Annotated in this window: 11 protein-coding genes; 3 read left to right on the forward strand and 8 right to left on the reverse strand. The window is 45.4% G+C overall.

Annotated features, from left to right (window positions below; genetic code table 11):
- Positions 1-435 precede the first annotated feature (435 nt).
- Both QUB24_RS25060 and QUB24_RS25065 read right to left on the reverse strand, forming a co-directional pair.
- Positions 436-3,642: a PAS domain-containing protein gene (locus QUB24_RS25060; RefSeq protein ID WP_333156292.1), complete on the reverse strand. Its 3,207-nt coding sequence runs from the start codon at positions 3,640-3,642 to the stop codon at positions 436-438.
- Positions 3,643-4,227: 585 nt separating this feature from the next.
- Positions 4,228-5,166 carry a glycosyltransferase family A protein gene (locus tag QUB24_RS25065; protein WP_333156294.1) on the reverse strand — a complete coding sequence of 313 codons (939 nt, stop codon included), beginning with the start codon at positions 5,164-5,166 and terminating at the stop codon, positions 4,228-4,230.
- A gap of 391 nt (positions 5,167-5,557) precedes the next feature.
- On the opposite strand from QUB24_RS25065, the gene QUB24_RS25070 reads away from it, so the two are divergent.
- Positions 5,558-6,766, forward strand: coding sequence for an argininosuccinate synthase (locus tag QUB24_RS25070; RefSeq protein WP_333156295.1), 1,209 nt, complete (start codon positions 5,558-5,560; stop codon positions 6,764-6,766).
- A 424-nt stretch (positions 6,767-7,190) separates the two neighbouring features.
- Here the strand turns inward: QUB24_RS25070 and QUB24_RS25075 are convergent, their stop codons facing one another.
- The 3 genes from QUB24_RS25075 to QUB24_RS25085 form a co-directional block, all read right to left on the reverse strand.
- Complete coding sequence (locus QUB24_RS25075) at positions 7,191-9,833, reverse strand: polynucleotide kinase-phosphatase (protein WP_333156296.1); 2,643 nt, start codon at positions 9,831-9,833, stop codon at positions 7,191-7,193.
- A 221-nt stretch (positions 9,834-10,054) separates the two neighbouring features.
- Positions 10,055-11,566 carry a 3' terminal RNA ribose 2'-O-methyltransferase Hen1 gene (locus QUB24_RS25080; RefSeq protein WP_333156297.1) on the reverse strand — a complete coding sequence of 504 codons (1,512 nt, stop codon included), beginning with the start codon at positions 11,564-11,566 and terminating at the stop codon, positions 10,055-10,057.
- A 115-nt stretch (positions 11,567-11,681) separates the two neighbouring features.
- Positions 11,682-13,154 (reverse strand): GTP-binding protein, encoded by a 1,473-nt coding sequence (locus QUB24_RS25085; protein ID WP_333156298.1) that lies wholly within the window; start codon positions 13,152-13,154, stop codon positions 11,682-11,684.
- 376 nt (positions 13,155-13,530) lie between these two features.
- Here QUB24_RS25085 and QUB24_RS25090 point away from each other — a divergent pair, with 376 nt between their 5' ends.
- Both QUB24_RS25090 and QUB24_RS25095 read left to right on the forward strand, forming a co-directional pair.
- Positions 13,531-14,352, forward strand: coding sequence for a CPBP family intramembrane glutamic endopeptidase (locus tag QUB24_RS25090; protein ID WP_333156299.1), 822 nt, complete (start codon positions 13,531-13,533; stop codon positions 14,350-14,352).
- A gap of 95 nt (positions 14,353-14,447) precedes the next feature.
- Positions 14,448-14,807 carry an S-layer protein gene (locus tag QUB24_RS25095; RefSeq protein ID WP_333156301.1) on the forward strand — a complete coding sequence of 120 codons (360 nt, stop codon included), beginning with the start codon at positions 14,448-14,450 and terminating at the stop codon, positions 14,805-14,807.
- Here QUB24_RS25095 and QUB24_RS25100 read toward each other — a convergent pair.
- The 3 genes from QUB24_RS25100 to QUB24_RS25110 are packed head-to-tail and all read right to left on the reverse strand — an operon-like array spanning position 14,804 to position 15,990.
- Positions 14,804-15,070 (reverse strand): DUF3146 family protein, encoded by a 267-nt coding sequence (locus tag QUB24_RS25100; RefSeq protein WP_333156302.1) that lies wholly within the window; start codon positions 15,068-15,070, stop codon positions 14,804-14,806. The two genes, QUB24_RS25095 and QUB24_RS25100, sit on opposite strands and share 4 nt — an antisense overlap.
- Positions 15,067-15,729, reverse strand: coding sequence for an aminoacyl-tRNA hydrolase (gene pth, locus QUB24_RS25105; protein WP_333156303.1), 663 nt, complete (start codon positions 15,727-15,729; stop codon positions 15,067-15,069). The genes QUB24_RS25100 and pth overlap by 4 nt, the downstream gene beginning before the upstream one ends.
- The gene (locus QUB24_RS25110) at positions 15,730-15,990 is read right to left on the reverse strand and encodes a TatA/E family twin arginine-targeting protein translocase (protein WP_333156304.1); all 261 of its coding nucleotides are present in this window, start codon (positions 15,988-15,990) and stop codon (positions 15,730-15,732) included.
- Positions 15,991-16,039 lie beyond the last annotated feature (49 nt).

A 16,039-nucleotide genomic window follows, 5' to 3' on the forward strand; every position in this document is an offset into this window, starting at 1 on the left:
GTCCAAAAAGGACGGGCGGGACGCCCATCCCACAATAACAATTAAAATTGTAAGTTATTTAATTCGCGATCCTAAATGACAGACCGTTCGCAGGAAATACGGGAGAAAATGTCAGGTTATCACGCACCCTAAAATAGGTTCTGATACACAATTAATATGATATCCGTTGCAATTGCCCCCCATCTGACCACGAATTTCAAAGGTGGTACCCGCCACGTGATTTATCCGTGGAATCAATCCAAAATCGAAAATCGAAAATCCTCTAGAAAGAGCATTTATCCCTGGGGTCGCCTCTAAAATCTAAAATCTAAAATCTAAAATCGATTGACGGTCGAGGGGGTTTACGCTCATCTGTGAGTAATATTATAGATTTGTGGTGAACTGGCCCCTACAAGAATTATGGTTAATTTACCGCCCATGATTTAACAGCTTATCCTAACTTTTAACTTTTAACTTTTGCGAAATCGGCAGTTCTATCGCAAATTCTGTTCCCCGGCCAACTTCTGAATGACACTCCAACTTACCGCCGTGGGTGTCTTTCACAATTTGGTAACTAATCGATAACCCCAAACCCGTGCCGCTGCCGGTCGGTTTGGTAGTAAAAAACGGGTCAAACATCCTTGACTGAACTTCGGGACAGATACCGGGCCCACTGTCAAAAATCCGCACACACACTTGATTTTCGCTGCTGAGTTCAGTGCTAATGCGAATCAGAGGATTTTCATCAAAAATTTGTCCAGAATCATTTGTAACTGTTGGAATGTTGTTTACTAAGGACGAATGACTGAGGACGAATGACTCTTCACAAGCATCGATCGCATTCATCAGCAAATTCATAAATACCTGGTTTAATTGAGCAGGATAACACTCGACTTTGGGCAGTTTTCCGTAATATTTAATAACTTGAATTTCCCGACGTTTTGGCTGTGACTGGAATCGGTGCTGCAAAAGCACCAAAGTGCTCTCTATCCCTTCATGAATGTCTATTACTTTGCGCTCTGTTTCATCTAGTCTCGAAAAGTTTCTCAAAGACAGCACTATCTGCTTAATTCGGTTAGCACCTTCTTGCATTGAAGCCATTATTTTCGGAAAATCGCCAGCAATAAAATCTACCTCGACTTCGGCCAATTCTTCCTCTATTTCGGGAACTGGTTCAGGATAGTATTGCTGGTAGAGTTCAATCAATTTTACCAAATCGCGAGCATACTGTGCGGCAGGAATAATATTGCCGTATATGAAGCTGATGGGGTTATTAATTTCGTGGGCTACTCCCGCTACCATTTGCCCAATACTTGACATTTTTTCTGCTTGAATAAGCTGAGATTGAGCTTTTTTTAAGTCGGCCAGAGTTAGTTCTAACTGTTGCGCTTTTTCTCGTTCTCGCTGTTCGCTAAATTGCAACTCTACTTCGGCTTGTTTGCGATCGCTAATATCAATATGCGTACCCGTCATCCGCAAAGGATTTCCCGAAGCGTCGTGTTCCATGACCTTCGCTTGAGCTAAAATCCACTTCCACTCGCCGGATTTTGTCAGCATCCTAAATTCCACTTCGTAAGTAGGATTTTTGCCTTCCAGGTGAGCATTTAGCGCTGCTTTAGCCGGAGACAAATCCTCTGGGTGTACCAGTTTCTCCCAGGATGCAAAACTATTTGCTATTTCCTCTACTTCATATCCCAGCATCATTTTCCACCGTGGATTAAAATAGACTTCTCCCGTGGCCAAATTCCAATCCCACAAGCCCATCGCACTGCCTTCAAATGCCAGATAAAAACGTTCTTCGCTAATTTGCAAAGCTGCTTCGGCTTGTTTGCGATCGCTAATATCCATCACTGTTCCCAACAGTTTGATTACTTCCCCAGTATCGCTAAAAACAGCTTCTCCCCTTCCTTCCACGTATATAATTTGACGGCTAGGATGCAAAAATCGAAACTCTCTTTTGTAGGCAATGCCTTGTGAGATAGTTAGGCTGACTGTTTGTTGAAATAATTCTCTGTCGTCGGGATGACACATCTTTAAAAGTTTGGCAGATGTCGGTTCAGTTGCACTTGAGTCAAGACCAAAAATGCGGAATACTTCTTCTGACCAAGTAATTTTATTGGTGACTAAATCAAATTCCCAACTGCCGATGTGGGCAATTTTCTGGGCTGCTGCTAGACTAGCTTCGCTTTGTTGAAGTTTAAGTCGCTGTTGTTTATCTTGTTCCAGAAGAGTTGCTTGAGCGATCGCAATTCCCATCTGTGCCGCCACAGCGCTCAATAATGTGATCTCCTCCTGCGTCCAGTGGCGGGGGCGATCGTACTGATGCAAGCATATCATTCCGTTGGCTTTTCCCTGGTAGGAAGTGCGGATGGATATCATCGATTTTAAGCCTATTTGACAGCACAAATCTCGGACGTTTTTTAGCAGTGGCTCAGAAAAAACATCGTCAGAAACTACAGCTTGATCTTGGGATAATAAAAACTGAACGTGAGGATTGCCCTGTACGGGAATTTCTAAATCTAAAAGCGATTTGGATGCGGATTTTCTGTACTCAGCGACATTATAAATTCTGGGAATAGGGTGTTCTGTGTAGGTGTGAACCAAGCAGCAATCAGCATTAAAAATTCTACCTATTTGGGCAGTAGCTGTTTGAAAAACTTGCTCTTGATTTAAACTGTATCGAATTTCAAGAGTAATTGTTTCTATTAAAAACCTTTGTTTGATTTGCCGTTCTAAAGCAGATAAAGCTGTTTTTAGTTCTAGTTCTGCTTGTTTGCGATCGCTAATTTCAGTAGCCGTCCCCAAAATTTTCCAAGGTTTGTCGTCTGCTGTTCTGGCAAACACTGTATCCACGCTAACAAACCACCGATATTCACCATTTTTGTGCTGAATTCGGTACTCACACTCAAAGCTTTCACCGTCTTTTGCTGCCTCAATCCTGCTGAGGTGTTCTGAGAATCCTGGCAAATCTTCAGGGTGTATTAAGTTAGGAAGAAATCCGCCTGCCATCTGCTGGATTTCTTCAAAAGAATAGCCAATATCGCTATATATTTCGCGGTTGATATACAAAGTTCGCTGTTCAATCAAATCGGAAACGTACAAAAGATTAGGATGTGTTTGAATTACTGCCGACAGCCAGCGTTGGCTGTCTCGGAGTTCTGCTTCGATCCGCTTGCGTTCTTCTATTTCTGCTTGCAGCCGTGCATTTTGTGCTAAAATTTGTTTATAAAGACGGCTCAGAAGCAGTTGATTTTCGACGCGGCTCACCACTTCTTCTGTTTGAAATGGTTTACTAATGTAGTCAGCCCCCCCCAGCGAAAAAGCTTTGACTTTATCAAAAACTTCATTTAAAGAGCTAATAAAAATCACAGGAATATGTTTGGTTTGCGGACAAGCTTTTAACTTTTCGCAGACTTGATACCCATCCATACCGGGCATCATGATGTCCAGCAAAATCAAGTCTGGTGGACTCGACATAGCAAAGTTAAGAGCCAATTTGCCATCTCGTGTCGGTCGCACTTTATATCCCCGCTTAGACAAAAGCTGGGATAAAAGCCGCAAGCTTTCTGGATGGTCGTCCACCATTAAAATATTTTCTTGTAAGACAGTGTTTTCAAGTCTAACTGTTTCTAGTCTTGGATTTTTATCGTCAGTTGTATTCACAGCAAACCCTCAAACTATTCAAGTTGTATATGTGGGAATATTTTTAAAGTCATTAACCGCTTGTAGCTAACACTCTCAGATAAACCAGCACAACTATTGGCTCTCTAGCACACTCTTAAATTATCTGTCATTATATCAAAAGTAACGATCTTTTGAAAATGTTGGTAGCTCAAATTATCGGAGTCTGGTGAGAAAACAGCCTAGATGCCTCTAATCACAGGCTAACCAAGCAATTTTGATTAAATAAAGGTAAAGATTTTATTTTTAGACTTTATACGACCATGTTTTGCAGCCCTTGATCGGGTGCTTTGTGTTGTGATTTTTCATTAGATATCCTCACTGAGAAGGTTAATTTAAACAAGCCGGAACATTGGTGTCAACTTAAGACTAAAAATTATTTTTTTCTGTTTTCTGGTTCGTATCCAAGTTGTGAGTCCCCTAAATTCCCCTTATTAAGCAGCCCTAGGGCAGTGTAGGCATAATTGTCAAACAGTTACCGTTACAAATTATGAGCTTAAGTTGACACCAATGGGCCCTGAAAAACTCCTACAATATCTTATATCTTATTTGCGGGATGGGGCTGATTTATGGTATCTTTGTCTCGGCCTGCAATTCCCCGCAAGCGGCGTAAACGGCTTTCACGTTATACCAATTCAGAAAAATTCGAGCAATTTCTAAAGCTAGCTGGGGCTTGCCTTGGTCAATCAACCACTGTAAAAAAGGAGTCATCGTTCGCTCGTTCAGCATCCCGCCCAAGGATAAAATGCCCCACAGTATTTGGTGCAGAAAAGTCATTTGAATCATCATCCGTACTTCCCAACTTGGGTGTTTTTGATAAAACAAAACTCCCATTCTCCCGCGCTGAATTTCTCGCTCAATCATGCCTGGAATTTGCTCCAAACTAAAAGGTGGATGCCAGTGATAGCCGACAGCAGCCGGACATTTAATGAGTTTTAAACCTAATTTTTTTAACCTAACTCCCAACTCTAAATCTTCCCATCCGTACAGTTTAAAGCGAGTGTCAAAAAGTCCAGCGGCCAGCAGCCAGTGGCGGGCGATCGCCACATTTCCCGTAGCAAAATAAGCCGCCGAAAAATCGGTTATTTTGTATGGCTCTGAGGTAGGATTGTCGAAATTGCAAGTATTAATCACGCTGCCGTAAGTAAAAACCGCATCAGTATCTTTGTAACCCTGTAGTAAAGCATCAGCGTGTGCTTGCAAAAAATGCTCCGTTACCACCAAATCGCTGTCAATAAAAATAATCGTATCGCCCTTAGCATCTTCAACGCCCAAATTCCGGGCCGCCGCCGGGCCCTGGTGAGATTGACAGATCGATCGCACATGGGGCAACAAGTCGGCATTTGCGGCCAACCACTCCAGCGTCCCGTCCGTCGATCCGTCGTCCACGACAATTACTTCATACTCTCTGACAATCTCACCGAACTGCTGATTTTCCAAAGCCAGTAGACATTTTGCCAAAATCGGTTTACGATTATACGTCGGAATTACAACACTAAAAAACACGATTTTTCCCCATCGCCACAGTTACCGTATCCCACGGTAGCAGATTTTCAGCAGCAACTCCTCCGGTAAATAGCCAAGTTTATCAAAAAAAGAATATATAAATCTGTACTATTTCTGACAAGAATCGATCTCAATTAGGTGCATAATGAAAAGTCGGTTAAATATCACATCTTGCACCATTCTCCAGAACAGGCAAGATGCCTGTTCCACAAACATTTAATTTTATTGTGGGGCAGGCATCTTACACCATTCTCCCGAACAGGCTTTCTGGCCTGTTCCACAAAAATTTAATTTTATTGTGGGGAGTAGGGGTTGGGCCGGAGAGCCCGCCCCTAAAAGGCAGATTCACAGCGGGTGCAAGATGTCAGTTAAATTCAGGATGTAAAGAACAATGAGTCGCGCTAAAAAAGTTGTCCTAGCATATTCCGGCGGAGTCGATACCTCCGTCTGCATTCCTTACCTCAAAAACGAGTGGGGTGTTGAAGAAGTAATTACTCTGGCTGCGGATTTGGGACAGGGAGACGAATTAGAACCGATCCGCAAAAAAGCTTTAGCATCCGGTGCTTCGGAATCTTTAGTTATTGATGCTACGGAAGAATTTGTCAAAGACTATGCGTTTCCAGCGATTCAAGCTAACGCACTTTACGAAAACCGTTATCCCCTTTCGACTGCCCTGGCTCGCCCGCTGATTGCTAAATTGTTAGTAGAAGCTGCGGAAAAATACGGTGCAGATGCGATCGCCCACGGTTGTACAGGTAAAGGAAACGATCAGGTGCGGTTCGATGTGTCGATCGGCGCGCTCAACCCCAAGATTAAAATCTTAGCACCAGCGCGGGAGTGGAAAATGAGCCGCGAAGAAACGATCGCATACGGCGAGAAATGCGGTATTCCGTCGCCCGTGAAAAAGTCTTCGCCTTACAGTATCGATCGCAACTTATTAGGAATGGCAATTGAAGCCGGAATCCTAGAAGATCCTTGGGCGGAACCGCCGGAAGAGGTGTATTTGATGACAAAGGCGATCGAACAAACTCCCGACACACCCGAATACATAGAAATCGGTTTCGAGTTCGGAAATCCTGTCACTTTGAACGACAAAGAGTTATCACCAGTCGCCTTAATTTCCCAACTCAACGAAATAGTTGGAAACCACGGAGTCGGCCGGATTGACATGATTGAAAACCGCCTCGTCGGGATTAAATCGCGGGAAATTTACGAAACACCAGCGATTTTAGTTTTGATGCACGCGCACCGAGACTTAGAAAGTTTGACGCTGACAGCAGATGTGACGCGGTACAAGCGAGGCATCGAAGAAACCTACAGCCAAATGATTTACAACGGCCTGTGGTACAATCCTTTGAAAACAGCTTTAGACGCATTTATTCAGGACACGCAAAAGCGAGTAACTGGAACCGTGCGGCTCAAACTATTCAAAGGAAATGCCACGATTGTCGGCCGCAAATCTGACAATTCTCTGTACAGTTTCGACTTAGCAACCTACGGCGCAGAGGACGAATTCGATCACAAAGCTGCCGAAGGATTTGTCTATGTTTGGGGACTACCAACCCGCATTTGGTCGGAGAAAAATAGAGGTTACAAATAGGAGGCAATTAGGGTTAAAAACCTGATGTTAAGCCAATACGGCTCAGTTAAGCTCGATCCCCCCTAGCCCCCCTTAAAAAGGGGGGGACAAGAAATTACTCTTGCGTCCCCCTTCTTAAGGGGGATTTAGGGGGATCTCCGAGGAATAAATAGTTTTAACTGAACCTTATTGGATGTTAAGCCGCCGATTCGCGGAATTAAAGTAGGGTGTACATGGCGCACCTTATTTGCCGCAGTCGCCCAACCTGTGCCAATTACCTAAGTTATGAGTTAGTAAGATACAGTAATAATTGGTAATTGGTAATTGGTTGTTTTCCTAATAATTTGTTAAACTGTCTTCAGACAAATTTAGCTTTGAGGCAGGGGTTTAAACCCCTGCCAGATTACTGTCAAATCGAGATTTTCGCCTGCTTTCTACCTTCCGATTACAGCCTCGGATCTACAGGTTCGCTCTCCATCGCTAAAACTCCGAAAACGCACTCGTGAACTTGTCTCAAAGGAGCACCCCCAACAAATCTCTCCAATGCTTCTACACCGAGAGCAAACTCTCGCAACGCCAAAGAACGCTTGCCGGAAAGCCCGCGCGATCGCAATTTTTCTAAATGTTCCGGCAAAGAATATTCCAGACCATAAATAATTCGCAAATACTCTTTACCGCGACATTTTACCGCAGGCTGTACGAGTCCTTTCCTATTTTTAACAATAAAATCCATTGGTTTAACAACCATTCCTTCGCCTCCCGCCGCCGTCAGTTTTTCCCACCATTGAATCCCTGCCAATTGGCTGTCAAAATCTGCAATTTCAACTATTTTGTATTCAGTAGCTAACAGGAATTCCGGGTCAGCTTTACAAATTTGTGAAATCTGTTCCATGTGCCAACAGTGATTTTTGTCAGTGTGAACAGTTCCCTCGGTTGCCAAGATGTGGAAAGGTGCTAATTTGAGGTCTGAGATGGATTTCACTGGCCAGCAGTAGCGCTGGTAGGCATGAACATAGCGATCGGCTAGTTCGGCTCGCTCTTGGTAGCTGGTTAGCAAAGAATTAATTTCAACTCCCCGCTGCTTTGCCTGTTCTAAGTTCTTAATCGCCTCCGCAAACCCGTGACGAGATGCTGTTCCCACGGCGGCGTATTGCTCTTTCAATAAACCTTGAGCTTTGGCTGACCAAGGCATTAATTCGCAGTCCAAACACACCCAATCGGTTTGAAAATTCTCCCAAAAATTGCTCGCAGTGAGAGCGACATTTACCCGCGCTAAAAATTCTGTTTCTAAGGTAGAATTATCGAAAAAATGCCGTCCCGTGCGGGTGTAGCAAATGCCGATACTCTCACTGAGAATGCCAAAGCGGCGTAAAGCTGCCTGTGCGTCGCGGCAAACAATCACAACTGCACGGGAACCCATGTGCTTTTCTTCGCACACAACTGTCGGTATGCCCTGCTGTTGGTAGTAGCTAAATGCTTCGGCTGGATGTTCTAAAAGTCCAGGTTCGTTGGAGGTAGCAGCGGGAGACATTGTGGGCGGCAAATAAATCAGCCATTTGGGATTGGCGGCAAACCGACTCATTACTTCTAGGGCTGCGATCGCATTTTCTTCTTTAATCGTAATGTTACTTTGCAGGCGAGTGGAAATAATGCGTTTTCCGAGTACGTCGCTAATGTCCAGTACGTCATCAAACTGCTGTTGGGCGGTGATATTCACTGCGGCCAAACCGCTATTGAGAAGGGGTGAATTAATGTCTCTATTGTTAAGTGGAGTTCGGCTGTCTTGAAAGAGGATCGGTTTGGCAGGTTCGCAGTAAATTCTAGCAGCAGGAACGCTGACAAATTCTCTTTCGGGATACCGCAAAGCTGTTAGTTTGCCTCCGAAAACGCAGCCGGTGTCAATATCAACAGTATTGTTCAACCATTCTGTTTCTGGAACGGGGGTGTGTCCGTAAACAACCGCTGCCTGACCTCGATATTCGGCGGCCCAATTGTAGCGGACGGGCAAGCCGAATTCATCGATTTCGCCAGTTGTTTCTCCGTACAACGCGAAATCTCGAACCCGGCCCGATGCGCGTCCCTGAAATTCAGCTTTCATCCCGGCGTGGGCGACGACTAATTTTCCGCCATCGAGGACGTAATGCCCAATCAAACTATCTAGAAACTGGCGGATTTCTCGTACTGCTGATTCGCGGGATTCATCCGGTAAAGCGGCAATTTCTGCTAAGGTTTGTTCGAGTCCGTGGTTAATTTTGACATTTTTGCCGCTGAGTTTTCGCAGCAGTTTGATGTCGTGATTTCCAGGCACGCACAAAGCTGTTTCTGCGAGTACCATGTTTCGCACGAGTTTGAGGGTGTCGAGAATGCGCGGGCCCCGATCGACCAAATCGCCCAAAAACACGGCTTTACGGCCTTCTGGGTGCGCGTAGGTGGGAAAATTCCCCAAATCGGATTCGCTGGATTTTTCGATAATTTGATAGCCCAACTGTTGCAGCAATTGTTCCAATTCGTCGCAGCATCCGTGAACGTCGCCGATGATGTCAAAAGGGCCGCAGTCGTGTTTGCGATTGTTCCACAAAGGTTGTCTCTCGATTTCCACCGCGTCGATTTCCTCTGGGGAACGGAGGACGTAAACGTAGCGAAATCCTTCCCTATCTAGAGATTTGAGCGATCGCTTTAAATTCTGAACGTGGCGGCGAATTACATGATTTCCAAAATTGCGGTTTGCACGTTGTTGATTGCGATCGCCACACAATTTTTCTGGTAAATCTAGCACAATAGCAACCAAAAAGCAATGGTATTTTCGGGCTAATTCCACCAAAGGTTTACGGCTTTCCGGCTGAACGTTGGTGGCATCAATCACAGTTAGCTTACCTGCGGCCAGACGTTTAGCAGCGATTAAATGCAATACTTCAAAAGCATCAGCGGTGGCCGCTTGATTGTTTTCGTCGTCGGAAACCAACCCGCGGCAGTAATCCGATGAAATGATTTCTGTAGGTAGGAAATGCTGGCGCGCAAAGGTGGATTTGCCGGAACCGGATGCACCGATGAGAACGACTAGGGATAGTTCTGGAAAAGTAATTTTCATTGTTTAATAATATAGATTTTTTACTCGTTTACTCGTTCGTTTACTCGTTACCAGGCTGTGCCTGGTAACGCAGATCCAGAGGCTCTGCCTCAAATTCTGATCGAACCTCGCGAGGCAGAGCCTCTGGGCATCGGTTCCCAGGAATATCCTGGGAACCAGTTAATAGATTTTTTACTCGTTTACTCGTTACCAGGAATATCGTGGGAACCAGTTAATAGATTTTACATCTCGAATATTGCCATTTGCGTAGGCGAACCTACTTCTAAATCTTCGCTTCCCACACAACGAAACTCTACCCCACAGCCAAACCGTTCGGCAACCCCTTTCGCCCAAGTTTGAAATTCGGCCCTTGTCCACTCAAAACGGTGATCCCGGTGGCGAAATTTACCCGCAGGCAAGTTTTCAAACCGAACATTATATTCAATATTTGGAGTTGTGACGATCGCACTTTTGGGTCGGATAAATTCAAACAAAACCCGCTCAAAAGCAGCTAACCGTTCTAAATCCAGATGTTCAATCACTTCAATTACCGTCGCTGCATCAAAACCAGTCAAGCGGCTGTCCCGATAAATCAGCGAACTTTGAATTAGTTGAATGCGAGATTGCTGTGCGGGAGACAATCGATCGATTTGCAAACGTTCCCTGGCAATTTCCAATGCACGAAAGGACACATCGACGCCTGTAATTTGTTCGATCGAGCTTTCTTTCAAAAGCAATTTCAGCAGTTTTCCCTCACCGCAGCCCAAATCTACCACTCGCTTAGCACCACTTTGCTTTAAAACCTCCGTCACAGCTTCCAAACGCTCTTGATTCAAGCTAATTCGCTGTTCTAAAACTTCCTCTTCTTGCTGATGAGAAACTTCGAGATACTCAGGGTCAATATTATCTTCTTCTGCTAATTGTGCCACAGCAATTCGCGTCAGACGGCGCTGGCGTTTCAGATAGCGGTTGGCAATTTGTTCGCGGGCGGGATGCGCGTTCAACCAACCTTCGCCGTGATGCAATAACTTCTCAATTTCATCATCGCCCACCCAATAATGTTTGTCGTCATCCAACACGGGAATTAGCACGTAAAGATGGCTTAACAAATCCGCCAAACGAACTGTATTTTGCAGTTCCACAGAAAAGTAAGGACTCGCGCCCCACTCGGGAAATTGCTCGTCAAGAATCAGGGGTTTTGCTGCGACTTGATAGCCCAGCGGCTCAAACATTTGCCGCAGGAACTTCTCGCCACCGCGACAGGGCAAAACCGACAGATTAACTGTCAAAGGAATAGCTGTTTCTGCGAGTTCTGGGCGGTCTTTGCAGCGACCGGATAGAGCTGTACTAAAGACTTTGGCGAGGGCGACAGACAGAAACGAAGAGGCAACGTAGGGGCGATCGTTCACGTATTGTTCGAGGGGGCGATCGCCCGATTTCGACTTGCCCCGCACCAAACCCACCGGATCGACATCTAAGAGTAAAGCCGCCGTGCACCTTTCTGCATTTGCCTCTGGATAAAACACGCTGGCTTGCCCGAAAGTCATCGGAAAGGATTGATGGCGATCGGGATGTTTGTGCAGCAAATAACCTAAATCTGTAGCAGGAACGCGAGTTGTAGAAATCGTTAATAACATAATATTAGGAATTGGGCATCGGGCATCGGGCATCGGGCATTGGGCATCGGGCATCGGGCATCGGGCATTGGACATCGGGCATCGGGCATCGGGCATCGGGCATTGGACATCGGGCATTGGTTATTGGTAGTTCCTCACAAATAACAAATAACAAATAACTACTCACTGTCGATAATTAATCCGTGTATCCGTGTCAAAATCCGTGTCGTGCCTTCTTCCTTTTTGCTTCTTCTCACTGCAATTTCTGTTTTTCCACACTGCCCAAATCCAACTTAGCCCGCAACTCTTCCTTAATCCGATTTAAAATAGAATCCTCATCCAAAGAAGACAAAATCTTGCTCACAACAGCCTTTGGCCCATCATCTCCCCAAGAAGCACCATTAGCCAAATAAGCCTTAGTAACTTGACCGATTCCGTAGGAAGAAACCCCCGCGATCGCAGCTTGCGTCACCGCCACAGACAAATAAGGCCCTAAAGCCAAACCCCCGGTCGCCGGCGTCGCCAAACCCAACAATCCTTTCAACGAGCTCAAGCCAAAATTAGCCAACAATTCACCCGCAGTAATTCCCCCCATACTAATCGCAATCTTTTGCAGCAATTCCACCGCACCTGCTTCCGTCATCGCAATGCCGTAAACTTTAGATAAAGTTAATATCATCACCACATCAATTACCGCACCGCTAAGAATATCAACTACAGTAATTGGATTAAGTGCGATCGCCACAGCTTTAGTCATTACCCCGTTCCAGATAATGCGATTAGCTGCGTCATCTCGAATCTCCATTTTTCGCTGCACCAACTGCTCGTTAATATCCCCCGCACAGAGCATCGTATTCAGCGCGACCAAAGATTTGCCTTCTCGGTCTAAAATCTCCAAAATCTTTAATTTTAAATCTTGCACTTGTGGCAAACTGCGAGTCATTTGCACGCCCATACTTCCGTCGGGACGGCGCACCGCCCTCGCCGTCAAAGGGGAAGCCGCCGCCATCACAATTTCATCGGGAGACAACAATTCTCTTACGCGATCGTCTCGAATTTTATGATAAATTGCCAGCCTGTCTGCATCAGGATATTGGTCAATTTTATTAAACACTAATAACATCGGTTTTCCGGCTTCCCGCAACTGCGAAAGTGCTGCGTATTCCACCTTCGTAATGTCGCCAGCCACCACAAACAAAATCAAATCTGCTTGTTGAGCAACGCGGCGGGCTAAAAGTTCGCGAGTTTCGCCGTCAACTTCATCTATTCCCGGAGTGTCGATTAATTCTACTTGCGACAAACGGTAAATAACTGGCGAAAGTCGTAGCGTAGCGGGGCGTAAGCCATCGGGCAAATTCTCATCAATTCCCTCTCCGACATCCCACTGACCGATAGTCGTCGTGCGAGTCACCCCGTGAGTCGGGCCAGTTTCAAACACATTTTGACCTAGCAGCGCGTTCAAAACCGAAGATTTTCCCCTTCCCACCATCCCAAACACAGCTATTTGCACGCAAGCGCGCTCTAGCTTGTCGAGCATTTTCTCCAACCCGCCAATTTCCGGTTCTAGTCCAGTTCGCTCTTGCACTGTCAAGTCGAGATTTTCTACTATATCTCGCAGAGCATCTTTAGCGTGGCGCAGGTTGAGTTCTGCCTGAATGTCTGCGAAGCTTAAAATTGTGTCATCTAATTCGCGATCGACATTTGAAAAATCCGAGGCTTCAGTCATTGTTACCTGATGTTATAGCTTTGCTGCACTTAAAGTTTCAACCGATACGATGCCATTCTAGCTTTTTCCCTCTGCTTTGTACATTCTCTCGGATTTATCCAACTCTAACTCTCGGATTTACTCAAGCCTGACTCTCGGATTTACTCAAGCCTGACTCAGCCAAAAGTTCTCGCATTCACCCGCAAGCCCGCCGGGGATTTAAATCCCCGTCTTATAGCAAAAGTCGGTTAAAACCGACTGCCAACCTAAATTAGATTGTGATAAATTTCAGTCCTCTTTGAGAGGACTTTCGCTATGAGACAGGGGTTTTTAACCCCTGTCGGACTATCCGACAGACCAATAAGCCGATTTACCCAATTTCAACTCATTTACAACAATGATTAACCGCCTCCAAAGAATAGCCAGTTATCCATTTCCTCTACGTGTGATAATTTTCCTATTAATATTGCTAGCAATTTGGCTGCCGCTAGCAGCACCCATTTATCTCTTAGTTAAAGATAGTAACCTAGCAACTATTCTGACAATGGGATTGTTGTTTACTGAGTTTCTGTTCCTAGTGCCGCGCTGGGGAAAACAGGTTTACGGACAAACCCAATTACTCAAGAGTTACGGTTTAATCAATACGCGAAAAAACGGTTTTGAGCTTTTAATCGGATTGGCGATCGGGCTTTTGCTCACTTTCAGCCTATTTGCGGTGCAAGGGCTGTTCGGCTTAGTCGCGTGGCAAAATTCTGATAATTTGCCTAGAATCATCGTAGAAGGGCTGTTAAGCGCCCTTGGAGTCGGTTTTGCCGAGGAGTTGGTATTCCGTGGTTGGTTGCTGGACGAGTTGCAGCGGGATTACAATTATAAAATATCTCTGTGGGCTAATAGTCTGGTGTTTGCCCTATCTCATTTTATCAAACCTGTTGCGGCAATGCTGCGGAGTTGGCCGCAGTTTCCGGGGTTGTTGTTGCTGGGTTTGATTCTGGTTTGGGGAAAAAGATCGCGCCAAAATCGCCTCGGTTTGTCGATCGGGCTTCATGCAGGTTTAGTCTGGGGATATTACATGATTAACATCGGGCAGTTAGTGCGATATTCGGCCTCTGTTCCTGACTGGGTGACAGGAGTTAATGGCAATCCGCTAGCTGGGGCGATCGGGCTGTTGTTTTTGAGTGTATTGGCCTTGGGAATGCGAAAATCAGCCAGTAGTCAGTAGTCAGTTGTCCGTTGACTGTTGTCCGTTGACTGTTGTCATTTTATCAATGACCAATGACCCATTCCCAATGCCCAATTCCCAATTCCCAATTACCTATGAAAGTCACGATTTTTGCCGCAGCTATACTGCTAATTAGTGCCAGCTTTTCGGCTCCCGCCAATGCACAAAATACCGAACCACTCAAGCCAAATACTTCTTTAGTTCAAGTGCAGCAAACGCGAGAACAAATTCTCAATGCTTGCGTGCAGAATCAGGCTGAAACCCTGCCAAATCCTTTTAGCGATGTACCTTCCAATCACTGGGCTTACAAAGCTGTTTTGACAATGTATTATTGCGGGGCTTACCGAGAAGGGATGAACCCTGCTTTAATTAAAGAATTACTGGAACCGGGAGATACTACTAGAGAAAGTTTGCCTTCCCCAGCGCTTTATCCCTTCCCATTACCAAGATTTTAAAACTCAGCCCGAACCGTAAACGAATAATCCCCACCTGGTTCTAATTGATAATCCCATTTTTCCAGAAAACGGTGCAGCGGTTCCTGAATCAATGCCCTACCCTGAGAAGGCTCAAGTATCAGTGTTTTTTCTGCTGTGAAACGCCACTGAAACTGCCACTCAAAATTGCCGGCAGTCACTTCACCCTCAATCGTGCCTTTTTGCCAAGATTGGCCAGTAACCCGGACATATGCAGTTGTTTCTGGCAAACGTCTCGAACTCACCTTTTTGTTTCCGCGTTTGTTTCTGCAATTGTGCGACTATTGTAAAGGCTCATGGCTTTTTCTACTCCTTGGTGCAGACTTAGTTCCACAGCTTCTACAACCAGTTTAAGCACTTTCTCTACTAACTGACTTTCCTCTGAGGAAAATTTTCCTAACACGAAGGAAATCGTATCTTTCTCATTTTTAGCAGCATCGTTTTGAGGTTTGCCGATGCCAATCCGCAAGCGGGGAAATTTGTCTGTGCCCAAATGAGAAATTGTCGATTTCATGCCGTTGTGTCCGCCGGCAGAACCCGCAAGTCGCATTCTCAATTTCCCGATCGGCAAATCCATATCATCGTATACTATTAATACCGACTCGGCAGGTATTTTGTACCAATCCGTCGCCGCCCGAATCGCTTGACCCGACAGATTCATGTAAGTAAGCGGTTTCAGCAAGCGGATTTTCTGTCCCCGCTGTCGGTTTCCCTCGCCAAATATGCCTTGAAATTTGCGATTTTCCGACAGGGAAATCTGCCAAGATTTAGCCAAGGCATCGACAGCATTAAAGCCGATGTTGTGTCGGGTGCGATCGTATTTAGGTTCGGGATTGCCCAACCCAACTATTAGCTGGGGAATCACTAACTCCGCTGGTGTTTCCGACTTCTGAGGGTTATTCATTTAAATGTCTGTGCTATCTTCCTTGGGAGTAGCCGCCGTGAGTTTTTCAGTTTCCGGTTTGCTGCTAGTTGCTACTGCTTCTTCTAACTGCTTAGCTTCCCGCGTGAACTCCGACTCAAAATCCCGCGAAGCGTCTTGAAAGCCCCGAATTGCTTTCCCCATACTCCGACCGATTTCAGGTAATTTTTTCGGACCAAATACCAATAGGGCGATCGTAAAAATAACGGCCATTTCGGGCAAACCAATGCCAAAAATATTCATGGTTTTTCTCCAGCAATTTGTTTAGTTACTTTTTGTTTATTTATGGCAA

It is taken from the genome of Microcoleus sp. B9-D4 (assembly GCF_036705105.1).
In the GTDB taxonomy this organism is placed as follows: Bacteria; Cyanobacteriota; Cyanobacteriia; order Cyanobacteriales; family Microcoleaceae; genus Microcoleus.

Excerpts from the sequence above, each read along its gene's own strand:
- QUB24_RS25075 (WP_333156296.1), bottom strand. The coding sequence starts at position 9,833 with ATGAAAATTACTTTTCCAGAACTATCCCTAGTCGTTCTCATCGGTGCA.
- QUB24_RS25085 (WP_333156298.1), bottom strand. The coding sequence starts at position 13,154 with ATGACTGAAGCCTCGGATTTTTCAAATGTCGATCGCGAATTAGATGAC.
- QUB24_RS25080 (WP_333156297.1), bottom strand. The coding sequence starts at position 11,566 with ATGCCCGATGTCCAATGCCCGATGCCCGATGCCCGATGCCCGATGTCC.
- QUB24_RS25070 (WP_333156295.1), top strand. The coding sequence starts at position 5,558 with ATGAGTCGCGCTAAAAAAGTTGTCCTAGCATATTCCGGCGGAGTCGAT.
- QUB24_RS25090 (WP_333156299.1), top strand. The coding sequence starts at position 13,531 with ATGATTAACCGCCTCCAAAGAATAGCCAGTTATCCATTTCCTCTACGT.
- QUB24_RS25095 (WP_333156301.1), top strand. The coding sequence starts at position 14,448 with ATGAAAGTCACGATTTTTGCCGCAGCTATACTGCTAATTAGTGCCAGC.
- pth (WP_333156303.1), bottom strand. The coding sequence starts at position 15,729 with ATGAATAACCCTCAGAAGTCGGAAACACCAGCGGAGTTAGTGATTCCC.
- QUB24_RS25110 (WP_333156304.1), bottom strand. The coding sequence starts at position 15,990 with ATGAATATTTTTGGCATTGGTTTGCCCGAAATGGCCGTTATTTTTACG.